Below are 17,608 nucleotides of genomic sequence, written 5' to 3'. Positions count from 1 at the left end.
TGAATGTTATAATTAGTTTTGGAAGATAATTTTATAGCTAGAATTGTAGGGGGACCGGTGTGCCGGTTGAGATTACATCATTAAGATGTTGACCCTTAGAACCTGATCTGGTTGATACCAGCGAAGGGAACATATTCTTGAACAATTACGATTGTTTGCTAATGTGCGCCCTGGGTTCTCCCCTAGGGCGCTTTTTATTATGTACATAGGAGGACTAGGAATGAAAAAGTGGTTAATCGTATTATGCTGCTTATTAATGATCGCAGGCTGCAGCAATCCGAAATCAACACAAGAAACGAAAAAGAAAGATAAACAATCTCTTAAAAAGGTCACTGTCGTACTTGATTGGACACCAAACACGAATCATACCGGTTTATATGTGGCGAAAGAAAAGGGATATTTTGAAAAAGAAGGCTTAGATGTAAACATCATGATGCCCGGTGAAACTGGAGCTGATCAGCTTGTTGCCTCAGGCAAATCAGAGTTTGGCGTTAGCTATCAGGAATCGATCACACAAGCACGTATTCAAGGGGTGCCGCTTGTCTCCATCGCAGCCGTCATTCAACACAATACATCTGGTTTTGCCTCACCCGCTTCTAAGAACATTGTCTCACCAAAAGACTTTGCAGGTAAAACATACGGGGGCTGGGGCTCACCCATTGAAAAATCAGTTATTTCTTCCTTAATGAAAAAAGGGAATACCGATATAAGCAAAGTGTCGATTGTAAATATGGGTGATACTGATTTCTTTACAGCTATGAAACGAGACATCGATTTCGCATGGATTTATTATGGCTGGACTGGAATAGAAGCAGAACTGCGCGGCGAAAAGCTCAACATGGTCTATCTAACAGACTACTCTGATAAACTCGATTATTACACACCTGTTCTTGCAACCAATGAAACCATGATAAAAGAAAACCCAGAAACAGTTAAATCGTTTGTAAAAGCAGTTTCTAAAGGCTATGAATTTGCTATTAAAAATCCATCCGATGCTTCTGACATTTTAATTAAAGCAGTTCCTGACCTGGATCCAAAGCTTGTTAAAAAAAGCCAAGAATGGCTAGCTCCTAAATATCAAGATGATGCGCCGAGATGGGGAGAGCAAAAACAAGAGGTATGGGAAAATTATGCTTCATGGATGTTTGAAAATGGACTTCTCGAGAAAAAGCTTGATGCCAAAAAGGCATTTACAAATGAATTTTTACCACAATAAGGGGGTTCTGAAATGACAAATTCACTAATCAGTATTCAAATCATTCCAAAAACAAAAGATGGCGAAAATGTTATTCCATACGTAGATGAAGCAATTCGAGTGATTCAAGAGTCCGGGGTAAAGTTTGAGGTGCATCCCCTTGAAACAACAATGGAAGGCGACTTACAGCAATTACTGCAGGTAATCGTAAAAATGAATGATCGCATGATTGAGATGGGAAGCAGTAATGTTATCTCCCAAGTAAAAGTATTGTACCAGCCATCAGGCATCGCGATGGACCAGCTTACGGAGAAATATAGATAATGATCAATATCATTACGAAAGGGTGGAGACCATTGTTGGTTCTCCTCCTTTTATTCATTATATGGGAAACGGTTGCGACAAAATTTGAAATACCGAATTGGCTTTTACCCACTCCAACAAAAATATTTTATGAGGGTTTCAATGGTTGGTCTCACTTTTATCCGCATTTACTATCAACGACTAAATTATCGTTGCTTGGGTTCTCATTAGGTTTATCAATCGGCCTGCTTACAGCTATTTTATTGCATTTGCTCCCTTTCTTTCGGGATTCGATTTATCCGTTGCTAATCATTTCGCAAAACATCCCTATTATAGTCTTAGCTCCTCTTTTAGTGATTTGGTTTGGCTTTGGGTTATTGCCGAAAGTGATCGTTATTACTCTCGTTTGCTTTTTTCCAATCACTGTTGCCGCATTAGATGGATTTAAGCAAACTCCCAATGAATTAAGGCATTACATGATTATGGCAGGAGCATCGAATAAGCAATTATTTTGGAAGCTGGAGCTCCCCTATGCTCTTCCTTCCCTGCTTTCTGGATTAAAGATATCTGCTACCTATAGTGTCATGGGTGCTGTTATTTCTGAATGGCTTGGCGCGAAAGTGGGTATCGGAGTTTATATGACCCTCGCCTCTTCATCCTTCCGAACAGATAGAGTATTCGTGGCTATATTTGCTATCGTGACACTAAGTTTATTATTTTTCTCTATCATCGTTCTTATTGAGCGCTGGCTCGTTCGGTGGCAGTGGAAAGGGGCGGAATGAAAGTGAGTCACCTAACTGTTTCAAATATTGCTAAGAAATTCGGGAAAAACGAAGTTATTAGAAACCTCGGATTTACCGTTGAAAGGAATGAGTTTGTCTCGATTCTTGGTCCATCAGGCAGCGGGAAAAGTACGATTTTCAGCCTTATCGGCGGAATCCTCACACCAGATAAAGGAACAATTCGCTTAGATAATCAAGTCATTAACGGAAAACGGGGGTTTATTAGTTATATGCCACAGACCCCTTCTCTCCTTCCTTGGAGAACGATTGTTGAAAATGTGTTGTTAGGGCAAGAGCTTCAAGGAAAAAAAGAAAAAGAAGCAGCTTTAGAAATGATTGATATCGCTGGATTATCGGGTTATGAAAATGCGTATCCTGATGAGTTATCTGGTGGTATGAAACAAAGGGTTTCCTTTGTTCGAGCATTATTAAGTCCACAGCCCATCATTTGCTTGGACGAACCTTTTTCTGCCTTAGATGAATTAACACGAATTGAGATGCAAAAATGGCTTTTATCGATTTGGGAAGAACATCGCCAAACCATCCTTTTTGTGACACATAATATTGAGGAAGCATTATTTCTATCTGACCGAATTATTGTTTTATCCAATAAACCTTCTCAGGTGGCAGCCGAGTTTCGCGTCCCTTTTTCACGTCCAAGAGAGGAAAGTTTGTATCTAGAAGACGAGTTTTTAGAATGGAAACGGAAAATTTACTATTCTCTCAAAAAAACAGGAGAGTGATCTAGTTGTTAAAAATGATTGATGCGCATATTCACTTAGATCATTATAACGACCAAGAAATTCAGGATATCATGGAAAGCGATTCATCCATAGAAGCACTCATATCCGTTTCATTTGATTTAGAATCGTGCAAGAAAAATAAGGATCTTGCCAAATTATACCGAAAGGTGAAGCCATCCTTTGGCTATCATCCTGAACAAATGCCCCCCACGGAAAAAGAAATAGAGACACTTTTCAGTTGGATTAGGAGCAATCAAAATGACATGGTCGCAGTTGGTGAAGTGGGGCTTCCGTATTATTTAGGGAAAGATCAAAAACTAACTACCCTTCAACGCAGCCAACACATTGAACTATTAGAAGCATTTATTACACTAAGTAAGGAATTAGAAAAACCTATCGTCCTTCACGCTGTTTATGAAGATGCACCGATCGTTTGTGACCTTTTGGAAAGATACTCTGTTACCGGGGCCCATTTCCATTGGTTCAAAGGTGATAGCAAAACGGTTCAACGAATGGCAGAAAACGGGTACTATATCTCTGTCACACCCGATGTTTTATATGAAGAGGAAATTCAACGCCTCGTCCAAGCCTACCCACTTCAGCAAATGATGGTCGAAACAGACGGACCATGGCCTTTTGAAGGACCATTTGCCGGAAAGATGACACATCCCGCTATGATGAGAGAATCGATAAAAACCATAGCCAAAATAAAAAAGCTTTCAATGGATGAAGTGTCGCAGTATGTTTTTTATAATGCTAAGTCGTTCTTTGCTATTTAACCTGGTTTTCCATTGAATAGACTTATAACTAAAGTACTAAAAAACTGGAGTAGATTTTGCTGAGTTTATATCGATTGCCTTTCCAAGCAAACTGGATGGCAGCAAAAAGGGCATTACTTCTAGAGTTTGTTGAAACGAATAGACTCCAGAAATAGTGCCCTTATGAATAAGACTTAGATTATGCCTTTAAGCTTAATCCGTTAAAACTCATAAAACCTATTTAAAATACGATGCCGATTATTATAGCAGATAAAACGCTTACAAGCGTCGCGCCATATAGCAACTTTAGTCCAAAGCGAGCAACAACATTTCCTTGTTTTTCATTTAACCCTTTTACTGCACCTACGATAGTTCCAATGGACCCAAAGTTAGCAAATGATATTAAGAAAACGGATACAATTGCCGTTGTACGTTCGCTTAAACCGTCTTGTATTTTAACAAAGTCAAGCATCGCAACAAATTCATTTGCAACAAGCTTTGTTGCCATGATACTGCCAGCACTAACAGCTTCATGCCACGGAACACCAATTACAAAGGCAATTGGTGCAAAAGCATACCCCAAAACCCCTTGGAACGAGATGCCAAATATACCGCTGAATATCCCGTTAATTAAGGCAATTAATCCAACAAAGCCGACTAACATCACCCCAACTACTATAGCTACTTTAAAACCATCCATAATATATTCGCCTAGCATTTCAAAAAACGTTTGTTTTTCTCCCTCTTGGACTTCAATAATATCTTCTTCAGGTTTAACTTCATACGGATTAATGATAGATGCGATGATAAAACCGCCAAATAAGTTTAATACTAATGCTGCCACTACATACCTAGGTTCCAGCATCGTCATATATGAACCAACAATTGACATGGATACAGTCGACATCGCCGACGCACATAATGTGTACAAGCGATGTTTAGGCAAAAATCCAATTTGGTTTTTAACCGAAATAAATACTTCATTTTGTCCTACGATTGCTGCTGCAACTGCATTATAAGATTCTAATTTCCCCATACCATTTATTTTACTTAGTACTAAACCAATATACTTTATAATGAACGGCAGAATTTTATAATGTTGCAAAATCCCGATTATTGCTGACATAAAAACTATTGGCATCAAAACAAAAAGGAAAAATGTATGAGCTCCTTCATTTGCAACTCCACCAAAGACAAAGTTTGTACCTTCATTGGCATATTCAAGTAATTTGGCAAAACTATCTGCAAAACCTTTAATTAAGAATTCCCCAATACTCGTTTTAAGTAAAAGAAATCCTAAAACAATTTGAACAACAATCATGACAATGATCGGACGATATTTAATCCTTTTTTTATTATTACTCGCTAGCCATGCAAGTAATAGAACAATAATTAGACCAGCAACAGATATTAAATAATGCATCTTTTTCCCTCCAATGAGTCATTGTTTAATGGGTAAGCTTACTCCAATGTTTTTCCTTCCATATTAATCCTTGTTCTAAAATAATAGCTAAGAGACTTCCACAAATTAATCCATTATTTAAAATGGCTATAACAATCGGAGATAACTGAATCGTTGCTGATGAAGGGATAAACATTAAACCCACACCAACTAAAAGGGAAACTCCACTAATCATATAGGTTCGCTCTTCATGAATAACCTTTTTCAATTCCTTCAAAGCTATTCCGACCATCTTAACAAAAATAACAAATGTTACTGCATAGCCTATAGGCGCTGGAATGCCTGCTAATACATTCATAATTGGCGGAACCAATGAGATACAGATAACTAGGCTACATCCAATTAAAAATGATATGCGTTCTCTCATGCCTGTTTGTTCAACATATCCCGCTGCTCCCGAGATAGGTACTGAGCCAACCGCACCTAAACAGCCACAAATAAATTGCGTAATCCCAGACGTAAATCCAGCACGTAAATAGCGGCAATTATCATTTGATTGTTTTTGTTTCATAACAGTCTCCATCAAACGGATTGATGCAATCGCATTGGTTATTAATAACAGTGTTAACAAAACCGCAGTAGTGATGGTCCCACTGTCAAAATTAGGCCTTCCAAACGGAAAGATCTCCGGTAGTTTAAATAGTGTATCTACCTGTGAAAGTGCCGGCATTTTACCGAAAATCATAAATAGTAGCCAACCTACCAATATACTTATCATTATTGAAAATTGTTGCAGTAAATTATAGCGGCTGTTTCCCAACCAAAAAGTGATACAAATGACAATCACACTAAGTAAAAATACTTTAACATCTAACATCGTGTGGCTTGATGTAATACCCATTATCCCTTTCATAAAGGAACCACTTAATTGAAAGATTAATAAAAGTAAATAGATAAATGTGATGGTTGGTGTGAATAATTGAGCAATCTTGTCCATTAGCTTAAATGCTGAAAGCAGGATAAATAAAACACCGCTAATAATCATTCCTCCACATAAAGCTTGTAAAGCAGCTATGTGTGAAGTATATAAAACCCCCACCAAACTTGCATAAATGGTAAAAATGCTCCACCATAAACCAGCAGGACCTTCATGAATAGGTAATTTATGACCAATCAACCCTTGTAAAAAGCCAGCTATCCCTAGAGTAATAATTGTGCTTTGGATCAGTCCAGAAGATTCAATGGGTGTTAAATTATATATATCTGCGATAGCAATTGGTGCAGCAATTGCACCTGCTATCATAAAAATCATCCACTGCAATCCGGACAGTATGTCCTTCATTTCTTTCCCACTCTCTTTTCGTACCTATTAAAATTACCTATATAATTAGTCATCGATGACCGTATTTAGAGCAATTTCTACCATTTCATTAAAGGATTTTTCACTTTCTTCATGGGTTGAGCTTTCATTTGTTAATAATTGACTACCCACGGTCAAAATAGATAATGCCTTTACACCATATTTAGCAGCTAAGGTATAAAGGGCTGTGCTTTCCATTTCTACCGCTAACACACCGAATTCCATAAACTTGTGAAGCCTATCTAATGTTTCACGATAGAATTCATCAGAATTATAAATGTTGCCAACAAAGGTATTTACTTTTTTGCTTAGTGCTTGTTGATATGCTTTCATTAACAATGAAAAGTCTGCCGTGGGTGAATAATTACAGCCAAGGAAAATCTTCTCTGTCAAATTACTATCTGAAGAAACTGCCTGGGCTAATATAATATCGCGGATATTTAGTTCTTTTTGCATGGCTCCACATGTTCCGATTCGAACCATTTTTTTAACTCCATAATCTTTTATCAATTCAGTAACATATATACTCATCGATGGATTTCCCATCCCTGTCCCCTGAACTGAAACCGGCACACCTTTGTACATTCCTGTGTAACCATACATTCCTCTTACTTCGTTATAGCAATAAGCCTTATCTAAAAATTGTTCTGCAACGAATTTTGCACGCAAAGGATCGCCCGGGAGCAATACGCGTTCTGCTATTTGTCCCTCTTTTGCACCTAAATGCCTACTCATATTTTTTCCCTCCAAAGTAATATAAATATTGTTTTAAGTGAAATCGCTTCCAACTATTATAAAAAAAGATGCCCATAGCAATTTCCGAACAAATTTCTCTGAGAGAAAGAAATAAGCTCTGAAACTACTATGAGCATACGGCTTTTTATACTTACAAACTAGACCAGAATCTTACGTAGGATACGGAAAATAATTGACCAAATTATAATAGCAATTCTTTACGAATATTATCTAAATCTCTTTCAGATGGAATCGTAGAAATAATAACAACGGGCACTGTCTTTAATTCAACCGGGAAATTACTTATGACGAAATCAATCTGATGTTGCCGCACCATTTCGTCAGTCAGCCCTTTCATTATGGAAGTATTAATGATCAACTGGTCACCAATTTCTTTCTTGATCAAATTCGCAATGTAATGGCGGATTGAAAACTCCTCTCCGATAACTAAGAAGGCGTTTTTGCTTTTATAACGTATGCTTGAACGAACAAGTAGCGTTAGTTTTGTTAAATGAAAATCATTATATTTGACGGATGGGTAAGATTTTTGCCACTTTTTCATGGATGTTTGCATTTCTTGATAAATCTGCTGACACTCTTTTTGAACATATGCTGTTAAATTGCTTTTTGATATCATCATCCATTCGGGAATTGCATTGTCGATTAAAAGCTTGTCAAAAAACTCATATAACTTCGAGATAAACCGCACTTGCCTATCAATATTAGGGTAAACCTTTGCCAATAATGCTAATAACTCATTCCCCATTTGATATGCTTCTTTATCCTTGTATAATTCGGCTTCTTGCGTGGGTGTCATTTCTGATCCTTCATAATAATGGTACTGGCTTAGACTAAATTGTGATTGGATGAAGAATATTTCACTATTTGGCAATTCAATAGAGAAGTGTTTTTCAAGTTCCTTCCCGAAGGCTTTTACAGGCAAATGGAAAATCCCCTTTCCCCAAGGATAACCACCTTCATTAATTTTTACATACTTCCCTTTCATCACTCTCTCCAATACAATTGCCACTAAAAAGGTTAATTTCCTTTTGGAATTGATAAAATAAACAATATTTTTCTCATCCTCTATATTCGTGATTAATTGGTTGATAAAATCAAAGTTGATATTCGTAAAGGGCCATCCTGTAAACTCATATGCATCACCATATAACTTCCAGTAAAAATATCGGACATGTATTTCATTCCCTTTTATCATAGGGGTTGAATATGTAATGCTTAACTTATACGGCTTTAGATCATTATTGTTTAACTGAACAATCAGTTTCTTCAAAGATGAAGCGCTCATATACATTGCTTCAGCAAGTTCCTCCAGTGAGAAGTGATTACCATTCACAAACAATAAATTCATCAGCCGATAAAAGACCGTTTGTCTGAACATACTAGAAATCACTTCACTAACCGTTTTACTTCGCCCATCACGTTGAAGAAAGATTCCCTTTCCTCTTGAAACTTCAATGGTCATAGTGGCGGGCAATTGCTTGTTTATCTCCTCAACCATCTTACGTATTGTTTTATCAGAAATACCTAAACTTTTTTCAACCTCAGCTAAGGTAAACCATCTTTGTTCAGAATCAAGCAAGGTTAATAATTGCCTAGCTAGTTTGAATTCCTTATCCACGTTCTCACCCTTTACCATTAAACGTTTTTATTAGTACTATTTTATCACTACTTATATTATCCTAAGATTGAAAAACAATTAAAACAGCACCTTCCACATTAAATGGAACGGTGCTCCTTTGGGTTCTATAATATTTATTGGGGTTCTTACACAATTTTGAACAAAAAAATGCACGTAACCATCCAATCTTTTATACTTGAGTTGCTGAAAAACAAGCAGGAATTGGAGATACGTGCATAATGCACTCTAACATAATTTTACCTGGTTTTGAAGAAGTAATGGTCACCAAGGTGGAGTCAGTGGATGGGAGACTTTGCATTCATACAGAGATGCCTCTTAAATCGCATAAATGTCCTGCTTGTCATACTATCACGAAGAAAACTCACGACTACGAAAGCTCCATTATTATTTTTGGGGAATATGACATTTGAATTAGAGAAGGTAATTCATGATGGGATGCTTGATCAAATAGATCAAATGGCCGATCAATTCTTTTGAATTAGATTAGATAAATCTGTATTTTCAAAGTTTTAAGTTGATAATGAAAAAAGGCAGCTTTCTAAACACTAACATTGCTATTCTCTTGCCTTTTTTCTGTTATTTTAATAATACAAAAGCAAGTGCTATAGCGCTTAGTAACACAATAAATATTGCTGTGAAAAATCCATTATTCATTAATTGCTTCCAAAGTTGTTTTTCCCAGTACTCATGCTCATTACTCCTTTTCAACTTGTTTATAGATGTTCAATTAGCTAAACTTACTTGGTTCTGCTGCATACCAATCAATGAGCCCACAGTTCGGACAAACAAAGGCTTCAATCGCCGAAAGATCTGCTGATTTTAAAGCTAATAATCCTACCTTTTCTCGTTTTATTGAAACACGAATCGGACCTTACTATCTAGTTTTGCCTCTACCATTGTAGAGTTACACTTTGAACAAAATTTCTCCATAAGATCCTCCTATACACCAAAAAATATTTTCCATGATTATATTTCACATCATAACATCTTTCAGATTTTAACAGTTAAATAAATTCAATTTTACAACTATATACCTATGAGCATAAACTTATTCTATTTTATACCAAATTTATACATAATTGAATGAATTTCATGAATCTGAGCCCTTGTCTATCAAGGTTTTATAGGCACCAAAAAAGGAGCACCTCCCCAAAATCTCGAATTTGTTAAGTAGGACCAAAACAATAGAGATTGGAGGAATTCTCCCTATCTCTATTATAAGACAAGGAAGCCTGTTTGGTATATGATTTGGAACCCTATCCAACAGTTTCAAGCTGTTTTTTCTGCGATAAACCTGGATTCTGCTGTTTTTGCCGTTTCAAAAAAATCTTAGCGCGGTTCTCCTGCCGAGCTAAATTACGCTGCAATGATTTGTTCTTTGGTAGCCAGACTAGTGGAGCGCATCCCAACTATTAAGGATCTCGTAAAAAGGTTGAAACATGATCTTATTTCGCCTTGAATGTGGATTTCTCGTTTCGGACCAAGTCCTGACGAAGCGTCCTATTCCCGTTTAATTGATAGACTCTCTGCATCTAACATATTGGAAAAAGAAAAGGAGTCGCTTCTTCTTCAAGCGATGGAGGAATGCTTTGTCGACGACGAAAATGTGGCAATCGATGCCTCTCACTTCCAGGCTAGGGATCAGGCACCTGCCGCAGAAAAGAAAGCCAAGCTGGAACCTAAAAAACGTGTTCGTAAAAAGAAAGAAGAAAAAGAATAGTACGACCAGCAAAAAAGAGCAGAAGAATAGAATAAAATCTTGTACGAAAAGACCATCGCCGATCAGCTGGATATTTCCATAGAAGAACTTCGCTCGGAAATGCCAGTTGAACCTGCCTGGGGCATCAAGAAAAACAGCGAAGGGAAAAACGTCTTCTGGTACGGATACAAAGCCCATCTAGCTGTCGGGACAAAAAAGTTAGTGTATTCTTCAATCCATGATGAGTTCGGGAAACTTGAATGACGGCAAAGCTGCGATACTTCTTTTAAAGGGCGTTCAAGAGCTGCCCCTTTCTATTCAGCATGGATACATGGATGCCGGTTATGATTTCGTTCCGATTTACCAACAACTTTTCGCGCTGAAAGCCCACTCCGTCATCGCCTACAACAAACGCGGCGAGGGCGAGTGGGCCGGCTATGACGAGCATTTTGCCCTTACTTGCGTCAGGAAGCATTCGTATCGTTATAACAGCTATGATAAGAAGAACCAATCTCTAAAATACGTCCGGTCAAAAGAGTGCGCCCCTTTGGCAAAGGATTCCTTATGCCAGAAAGTCTATAAAGTCCGTATTCAAACAGACCTCAGACGATATACAGCACCAGCCCGTGGTTCCGAAAAGTAGAAGGCCATTTACGCAGAAGAACAGCCGTGGAACGAGTAAATGCCTATTTAGAAGAATTCTTCCAGTTGAACAATGTGCATCATCGGACAGGAAGAAAGGCGAAACTCCATTTTGATTTGGTTACTCTTGTTTACAATGCATCAAAATTGGCTGCCGATCGGATGAACCAACAATGGAGTGATCAACAAGCAGCTGCTTAATAGAGCGTTTGGAAAAGGTTGATTGTTTTCAACCTACTATTTGGAGTGCAAACAACTGCTCACATTTTCAAAAATCATTTTAAAAAAAGGCTTATTCCCTAACAGGAGTCGTTTTAGCTTTTTTAAAAAGAGCAATTATGAAATTGATTCAAATACATTAAATAGACGATAAGAAACATTTAAGATATGGAGGTATTGAAATGCTTGGATTACCAAAAGGTGAGGTTTTTTTAGTTCCTTGGACAAAAGAATGGGAAAGGGAATTTTTATTAGAGCAAGAGAGGATACAAAAGGTAGTTGGTCAACATATTCTAGCTGTTCGCCATATTGGTAGTACAGCTGTTAGACAATTAAGTGCAAAACCAATTATTGATATAGCTATTGAAATTAAAGATTTTCATGATGGTGAAAAAGATGTTATTCCTTTAGAAACTCTTGGTTACTCATACAAAGGAATAAATGTTTTACCAGATAGACATTACTTTAATAAAGGTGAACCAAGAACACATCAAATCCATATGTACCAAAGTGGAAGTAAATATTTACTTGAACAGTTGGATTTTAGGGATTATTTGAGAAATAACGATACAGCAAGAATTGAATACGAACAACTTAAACAGAAATTATCAACACTAAATAAAAATAATAAACATAAATATGCAGATGATAAAGCCCAATTTGTTAAGTCTATTCTAGAAAAAATAAAAAGATAATATCACCTCGGTAATTCAACTAAGAAATACAATAGTAGAATATTGGAGTTATCATATAATTTCTTATTATTGTTTTTAAAGGTATACCTTAATAAACAATAAATAGTCAACTAATACATAAAAGAAGGAAGTCTACTTCCAACCCCCTTCTTTTACCATACACTAAATAGTATTATACATTGAAAATCATTAGATTTCTATTTCATTAAATGTACCCTGAAAGTTCTACTTAAGTTGAACTTTAGCATCTCCTATATGGATAAACCATTTGCCTTGAGAATACTTTGCCTTAGATACTTCATAAACATCTGTAGCTGTCACTTGAATATCAGGATTTAGGTCTGATGCAATCTTTGAATTGTCAATATCTGTTTCTATTGCGTAATTTGAACTCGCATCAATATCTGCGTCATATTTCGCACCTTTTTCATCTACTAGATTTATAGATGGATAGTCGAACATGCCTACAGGCTCGTCACCTACGTTTTTGACTGTGTATTGAATTGCTACGAAAGTTCCACCATTAGAAACTGTTTTATTAATGTACTCATTACCAACCTTATCCTTTTCCTCAACCTTTGTTACAGTGTACTCTAGGCTATCTACTTTGATAATATCTCCTACTTTGAATTGCACTTCTTCTTTCTTAGCTTCTTGCTTTACTTCCCCACTTTTAGAAACTGATGATGAAGTTTCTTCACTTCCTCCACCTAAAGCACTACCAATACCACCAAGAATAATAATTGCTCCAATAAAACTTAGAATCTTGTGTCTGCCAAACCATGAGCGTTGGTCTTTGCCACAGCTTGGACACTTTTTAACACCTTTTGCAATTTCCTTTTCACATGCTTTGCAATTAACTAATTTAGACATAGCTGAATCCTCCTAGTTTATGTATATGCAATATAATTGTACTATATAATATTCAAAATTTGTTAATTTTTTGTACCAAATGACTCAAATGCATTTGAGATTGATAGTAATTTGTATATAAAGCATAACAACAAAAGGCACAATTAATTCTTTTTAATATCTGCCATAATAAGACCTGCAATAGCAACTTTAATCTTTTCAGTTTGTTTAGATTCATCAGCAAAAAATATGTCTAATAACAATACATATTCTTTGTTACTTCTTTTTACAGGAACATCTGTAGATGATTCAAGCTCTTCTCTAGTTAATTGTATTATCTGTTCCTTTTCTTCTATGTAAGCCTGAACAGTAAGCCCCCAATCAAACAACGCATATAAGCATGCAGCACCTCCTGGTACGATGAATGTATCCATCTAAGGGAGGTGCTTTTCCTATGCTGCAACAAAAACTCACCATTGTCCCCGTTACATTACATAACGAAAATAACGTTTCCTATCCATCCACCGCTTCACCATCTACCACAAGTCACGTTTGCACGATCAAAAAGGCTAACGTCGAAATCTCCTTCTCCAACGCTATGGATCAGCACTTGATCCAAACGGTTATGAGGGAGCTGAAACACCTGTGAAATATGACTATACAAGTGTAAAAAATATTTATATCATTTGTGGAAAAACTGATATGCGAAAAGGCATTGATGGACTGGCAACGCTGATTCAAGATTCTTTCGAACTGGATCCATATGGTGATTCCATTTTCTTATTTGCAGGATGGAGTAAAGATCGCTATAAATGTTTATACTTCGACGGTGATAGCTTCGCCATACTTTATAAACGCTTAGATAACGGTAAACTCCAATGGCCAAAAGATGAAAAGGAAGTACGTAATCTTTCGCAACAAGAGCTTCGCTGGCTTCTTGAAGGGTTATCCATCCAGCAGCCAAAGGCAATCCAGCCATCACCAAAGGGTTCGTTTTAAATTGAAAAATCCTTCATTTTATATCTTTATGCCGCTGTTCGAACTCGCTATAATAAGAAGAGTGAATAAGAGCGAAAAGTGGTGAATGATGTGACGAAGGCTTCTTCTAAGAATGAAAACCAATTGGAGAGAGTGATTCAATTGCTTGAAGAGCAATTGGCTCATTCCAATCAACAAAACCGAGAACTATCGAAAAAATTGGATCAATCGTTGAAACAGAATGAAACGTTGACGCAACAACTTCGACACTTTACAAAGCTCTTATATGGCTCGAAAACAGAAAAGTCGAGATATAACATCCCAGAAGGGCAAGCTTCCTTATTTGATGATGACTCGTCTTTTAGCGAATCTGAGCACACAGATGAACAAAGCCAACAGACTATTTCCTATACTGTTGTTCGAACGATTCAGAAGAAAAAACGAAATGATTCATTACGTGATGACATAGAAGTAGAAGCAATTCACTATCATCCAGAAAATACGCAATGTGAGTGTTGCCAGGGACAAATGAGTGAAATTGGCAGCACAATCGTACGCGAAGAAGCAGAATTTATTCCGGCAAGAATGAAGAAAGTACAACACATTGAACATGCCTATGAATGTAAAAATTGCAAAGGTGAAACATTTCAAAAGGCGCAAATTAAACGAGGTAAAGCACCGCAGCCAACTATTCAACGCAGTATCGCAAGTCCTAGCGTACTTGCCAAAGTCATATATGATAAATTCTCACAATACTTACCCCTTTACCGTCAGGTAAAAGAATGGGACCGTTATGGCCTGAATACCAACGATAAGAACCTTTCGAATTGGGTTATTCGTGCCTCACACGATTGGTTATTGCCCATTTATGAACGTATGAAGCATTTAATGATGACGAAATCCCTTTTACACGTCGATGAAACGTATGGACAAATTCTCTATCGATCTGATGGGAAATCCGGTCAAACCAATGCTTATAATTGGGTGTATCGAAGTGTGCCATGCCAAGGGCCGCCAATGACTCGTTTTCAAAGTGCTTTGTCACGGGCCCGCTAATCCTTGAAAGCTTCACTGAAGGCTTTTCTGGGACCATTATTTGTGATGGCTATTCTGCCTATGGGAAGTTGAAAGGCGTTACCTTCGCAAACTGTTGGGCGCACGTTCGTTGCTATTGGCTGAAAGCGGACAGCAAAAATGGTCAGATTGGCGTGAGTTATTGTGACGATTTATACCGACTCGAAAGGAAATTTAAACGGTTGTCTCCGAGTAAGCGCAGAAAAAAACGCCAAAAATACTCAAAGCCGATTGTTGTGAAATTCCTTGAATGGGTTGAAAAATCGCCATTCTACGGAAAAAATGCCCTTGCCATAGCAGCCGAATACACACTGAATAGGGCAAATGGACTCAAAGCATTCCTGTACGATGGGCGCATTGAAATTGATAATAACCCCGCCGAAAATGCCATCCGACCAAACGTTATAGGGAGAAAAAACTGGCTCTTTAGCGTGAGTGAAGCAGGTGCAAAAGCCAATGCCATTTGTTTAAGTATCGCAGAAACAGCCAAAAGTAATGGCATTGATTTCTACGAATACATAAAGAAGCTTTTCACCGATCTACCGAATCTCGGTATCCATCAAGATCCTGGAATTTTGGATCAGTACTTGCCCTGGTCAAAGAAGATACAGCTAGAATGTCGTAAATAAAGCCGTAATTCGATTCAAAGAATCAGAATTTACGGCTATTTGTGATGCGTACCGGATGGTGCGTTCTTTTTTTATAATTCGGGCTTACGGTGGAGAACTATTATTCCAAATTATTTCAATGTGTTATGAGTCCAAGAGTATTATTATTACGACCAATCTTCAGTTCGGTCAGTGGAACCACGTCTTTGGAGATCCAATATTAACGGAAGCAGTCATTGACCGACTGATCCATCACTCTCATCTGGTGGTATTTAATGGCGATAGTCATCGCTATAAGGAGTCATTATTACAAAATTAGAAAACGGTTGGCAGGTGGCTACATTTTTAACTGCCGTTTCATACATTTTTTGCTTGCCAAATACAAATCTGTTGTATAATATTTACATATGATTCTTTTGGAGATGATTTCATGGACATTATTGAAACCATTTTGTACTCAAAACCATCAAGTAATAACAATGTTGAATTAATTGATTGTGATTGGAGCGACAACTATGGATTATTATTGATATTAGAAAAGAACAGAAAATTTATAGTACAAATAGGTGACACTCAATTAAGTCTTAATAATATTAATATCACTTGTGATTTTCCGTTAATTAGATGGATTGACCATAATCGTTTCCTAATTGCCGACGCACGTAATGATAGCAAAAGAGAAAATCTTTATATTTTAAATACTGAAGGTAAAATTCAAAACTCCTTTTACTGTGGAGATGGTATTGAAGATATAGTAACTAGTAAAGAAGGTATTTGGATTAGTTATTTTGACGAAGGTGTGTTTGGAAGTGGAATTTCAACTGAAGGTCTTGTACTTTTTTCCTATAATGGTACTCCCACATTTAGATACCATAGTGACTTATTAGATAGACCATATATTGTCGACTGTTACGCTATCTGTAAAGGCAAATCTCCTTCATTATGGCTTTTTCCTTATACTGACTTTCCTTTGCTTTGCGTAAATCCAGCTAAAAAAACTCTAGAATCTTACAAAGTGCCTAAAGTCTTACATGGCTCAAATGCTCTTTGTGTAAGAGGAAAATTTGGATACTTTTTTGATAGATACAATTCTAATGGTGAACTATATTGTTGGGAGATTGGCAAAAGCCGTCCTCAACTAATAGGTAAAATTAAAGGTAGCACAAGAGGATTAGATACAAGAGAATCAAATCACTTTATATCAATAGATGAGAGTAATGTAAAAGTCTATAGGATAATAAATCATAAAGAATATGAGTAAAAAAGTTGTTAATTTTTGATACATTTACTTAAACAAAAAATCCCCTTTCTTAAGAGGATTTTTTTAGTGCATTTATGTTTGGATTGTGTTTATAGTGTGGGGTTAGTAGTGCTTACATTATCTTAGCATTCTGTTTTGTTCTAAATGGTGAAAAGCACCCCTACATGATTTAGTGTTTATACGCAGAATTATGTTATTAGAGAGGAAAATCTTTATATTCATACGTGGAATATTTTTTATAGCGATTGCGTGGCTATATCACTATTTTTTTACGTTTTAGTCCATAATTTATAAATGTCAACGTAAATATGTACATTATTGCTCGTTTAAGAGTGTACAAAATTACTCGCTTTCTGTTGTAAAGTGATCCTTTAGGCGGTAAGAACTTCCCACCATTGCTACTACCGATGCATGGTGTAAAATACGGTCTAAAATCGCATTAGCCAGTTTGGCTTCCTGAAAGATCTCATCCTGTACGCTGCCATATTCGTTGGCAGTGTTTTTTGTTGTTTTAGGAAAAAATTGTGGCGGTACAATTTTAGAAAATCATGCGACAATAGATTAATGTTAATCATTCCCTGGCGGGAGGAGGGGCAAAAAGGGCCCGAAGAGACAGCGTTCCTTCAGCCTAATTTAGCCAAA

16 protein-coding genes, 3 pseudogenes and 1 riboswitch are annotated in these 17,608 nt (G+C 36.9%); of the genes and pseudogenes, 12 read left to right on the top strand and 7 right to left on the bottom strand.

The genetic code is table 11. The features are described from left to right. Positions 1 to 37 precede the first annotated feature (37 nt). A riboswitch (TPP riboswitch) is annotated at positions 38 to 146 on the top strand. 74 nt (positions 147 to 220) lie between these two features. The 5 genes from BQ5796_RS17035 to BQ5796_RS17015 are packed head-to-tail and all read left to right on the top strand — an operon-like array spanning position 221 to position 3,802. After that, positions 221 to 1,216 carry an ABC transporter substrate-binding protein gene (locus BQ5796_RS17035; RefSeq protein WP_071461556.1) on the top strand — a complete coding sequence of 332 codons (996 nt, stop codon included), beginning with the start codon at positions 221 to 223 and terminating at the stop codon, positions 1,214 to 1,216. Between the two features lie 12 nt (positions 1,217 to 1,228). Next, positions 1,229 to 1,519: a thiamine-binding protein gene (locus tag BQ5796_RS17030; protein ID WP_071461555.1), complete on the top strand. Its 291-nt coding sequence runs from the start codon at positions 1,229 to 1,231 to the stop codon at positions 1,517 to 1,519. After that, positions 1,519 to 2,280 (top strand): ABC transporter permease, encoded by a 762-nt coding sequence (locus BQ5796_RS17025; protein WP_071461554.1) that lies wholly within the window; start codon positions 1,519 to 1,521, stop codon positions 2,278 to 2,280. Before BQ5796_RS17030 ends, BQ5796_RS17025 begins: the two co-directional genes overlap by 1 nt. A gap of 2 nt (positions 2,281 to 2,282) precedes the next feature. Then, complete coding sequence (locus tag BQ5796_RS17020) at positions 2,283 to 3,023, top strand: ABC transporter ATP-binding protein (protein ID WP_097678035.1); 741 nt, start codon at positions 2,283 to 2,285, stop codon at positions 3,021 to 3,023. 5 nt (positions 3,024 to 3,028) lie between these two features. After that, positions 3,029 to 3,802, top strand: a complete 774-nt coding sequence (locus tag BQ5796_RS17015; RefSeq protein WP_234969416.1) for a TatD family hydrolase — start codon at positions 3,029 to 3,031, stop codon at positions 3,800 to 3,802. Positions 3,803 to 4,022: 220 nt separating this feature from the next. On the opposite strand, the gene BQ5796_RS17010 is transcribed toward BQ5796_RS17015, so the two are convergent. The 4 genes from BQ5796_RS17010 to BQ5796_RS16995 form a co-directional block, all read right to left on the bottom strand. Further along, on the bottom strand, positions 4,023 to 5,204 hold the full coding sequence (locus BQ5796_RS17010; protein ID WP_071461552.1) for a NupC/NupG family nucleoside CNT transporter: 1,182 nt from the start codon (positions 5,202 to 5,204) through the stop codon (positions 4,023 to 4,025). A 25-nt stretch (positions 5,205 to 5,229) separates the two neighbouring features. Further along, complete coding sequence (locus BQ5796_RS17005) at positions 5,230 to 6,525, bottom strand: purine/pyrimidine permease (protein WP_071461551.1); 1,296 nt, start codon at positions 6,523 to 6,525, stop codon at positions 5,230 to 5,232. A gap of 45 nt (positions 6,526 to 6,570) precedes the next feature. Next, positions 6,571 to 7,278, bottom strand: coding sequence for a purine-nucleoside phosphorylase (gene deoD, locus BQ5796_RS17000; protein ID WP_071461550.1), 708 nt, complete (start codon positions 7,276 to 7,278; stop codon positions 6,571 to 6,573). 202 nt (positions 7,279 to 7,480) lie between these two features. After that, positions 7,481 to 8,917, bottom strand: coding sequence for an AcpB/EbpR/MafR family transcriptional regulator (locus tag BQ5796_RS16995; RefSeq protein WP_234969415.1), 1,437 nt, complete (start codon positions 8,915 to 8,917; stop codon positions 7,481 to 7,483). A 1,264-nt stretch (positions 8,918 to 10,181) separates the two neighbouring features. On the opposite strand from BQ5796_RS16995, the pseudogene BQ5796_RS16985 reads away from it, so the two are divergent. Both BQ5796_RS16985 and BQ5796_RS16980 read left to right on the top strand, forming a co-directional pair. After that, positions 10,182 to 11,480: pseudogene (locus tag BQ5796_RS16985) on the top strand (transposase). A gap of 200 nt (positions 11,481 to 11,680) precedes the next feature. Beyond that, positions 11,681 to 12,193 (top strand): GrpB family protein, encoded by a 513-nt coding sequence (locus BQ5796_RS16980; RefSeq protein WP_071461547.1) that lies wholly within the window; start codon positions 11,681 to 11,683, stop codon positions 12,191 to 12,193. A gap of 225 nt (positions 12,194 to 12,418) precedes the next feature. Here BQ5796_RS16980 and BQ5796_RS16975 read toward each other — a convergent pair whose 3' ends face one another. After that, positions 12,419 to 13,066 carry a DUF4352 domain-containing protein gene (locus BQ5796_RS16975; RefSeq protein ID WP_071461546.1) on the bottom strand — a complete coding sequence of 216 codons (648 nt, stop codon included), beginning with the start codon at positions 13,064 to 13,066 and terminating at the stop codon, positions 12,419 to 12,421. A 143-nt stretch (positions 13,067 to 13,209) separates the two neighbouring features. Next, on the bottom strand, positions 13,210 to 13,479 hold the full coding sequence (locus BQ5796_RS16970) for a hypothetical protein (RefSeq protein ID WP_071461545.1): 270 nt from the start codon (positions 13,477 to 13,479) through the stop codon (positions 13,210 to 13,212). 20 nt (positions 13,480 to 13,499) lie between these two features. Here BQ5796_RS16970 and BQ5796_RS16965 point away from each other — a divergent pair, with 20 nt between their 5' ends. The 5 genes and pseudogenes from BQ5796_RS16965 (at position 13,500) to BQ5796_RS16950 (ending at position 16,966) form a co-directional block, all read left to right on the top strand. Then, positions 13,500 to 13,694 carry a hypothetical protein gene (locus BQ5796_RS16965; RefSeq protein ID WP_071461544.1) on the top strand — a complete coding sequence of 65 codons (195 nt, stop codon included), beginning with the start codon at positions 13,500 to 13,502 and terminating at the stop codon, positions 13,692 to 13,694. Continuing rightward, on the top strand, positions 13,691 to 14,044 hold the full coding sequence (gene tnpB / locus BQ5796_RS16960) for an IS66 family insertion sequence element accessory protein TnpB (RefSeq protein ID WP_071461543.1): 354 nt from the start codon (positions 13,691 to 13,693) through the stop codon (positions 14,042 to 14,044). Before BQ5796_RS16965 ends, tnpB begins: the two co-directional genes overlap by 4 nt. 90 nt (positions 14,045 to 14,134) lie before the next feature. Further along, positions 14,135 to 15,726, top strand: a pseudogene (gene tnpC / locus BQ5796_RS18900) (IS66 family transposase). Positions 15,727 to 15,814: 88 nt separating this feature from the next. Next, positions 15,815 to 16,024, top strand: a pseudogene (locus BQ5796_RS17595) (ATP-binding protein); the annotation flags it as partial. A gap of 111 nt (positions 16,025 to 16,135) precedes the next feature. Further along, positions 16,136 to 16,966, top strand: coding sequence for a hypothetical protein (locus BQ5796_RS16950; RefSeq protein ID WP_071461339.1), 831 nt, complete (start codon positions 16,136 to 16,138; stop codon positions 16,964 to 16,966). Positions 16,967 to 17,308: 342 nt separating this feature from the next. Here BQ5796_RS16950 and BQ5796_RS17875 read toward each other — a convergent pair whose 3' ends face one another. Continuing rightward, complete coding sequence (locus tag BQ5796_RS17875) at positions 17,309 to 17,431, bottom strand: ATP-binding protein (RefSeq protein ID WP_428839327.1); 123 nt, start codon at positions 17,429 to 17,431, stop codon at positions 17,309 to 17,311. Between the last annotated feature and the right edge of the window lie 177 nt (positions 17,432 to 17,608).

This window comes from Bacillus massilinigeriensis, from assembly GCF_900111815.1.
In the GTDB taxonomy this organism is placed as follows: Bacteria; Bacillota; Bacilli; order Bacillales; family Cytobacillaceae; genus Mesobacillus_C; species Mesobacillus_C mediterraneensis.
The sequence above is the reverse complement of the archived record's forward strand: the minus strand, read 5'-3'. Positions and strand labels throughout refer to the sequence as shown.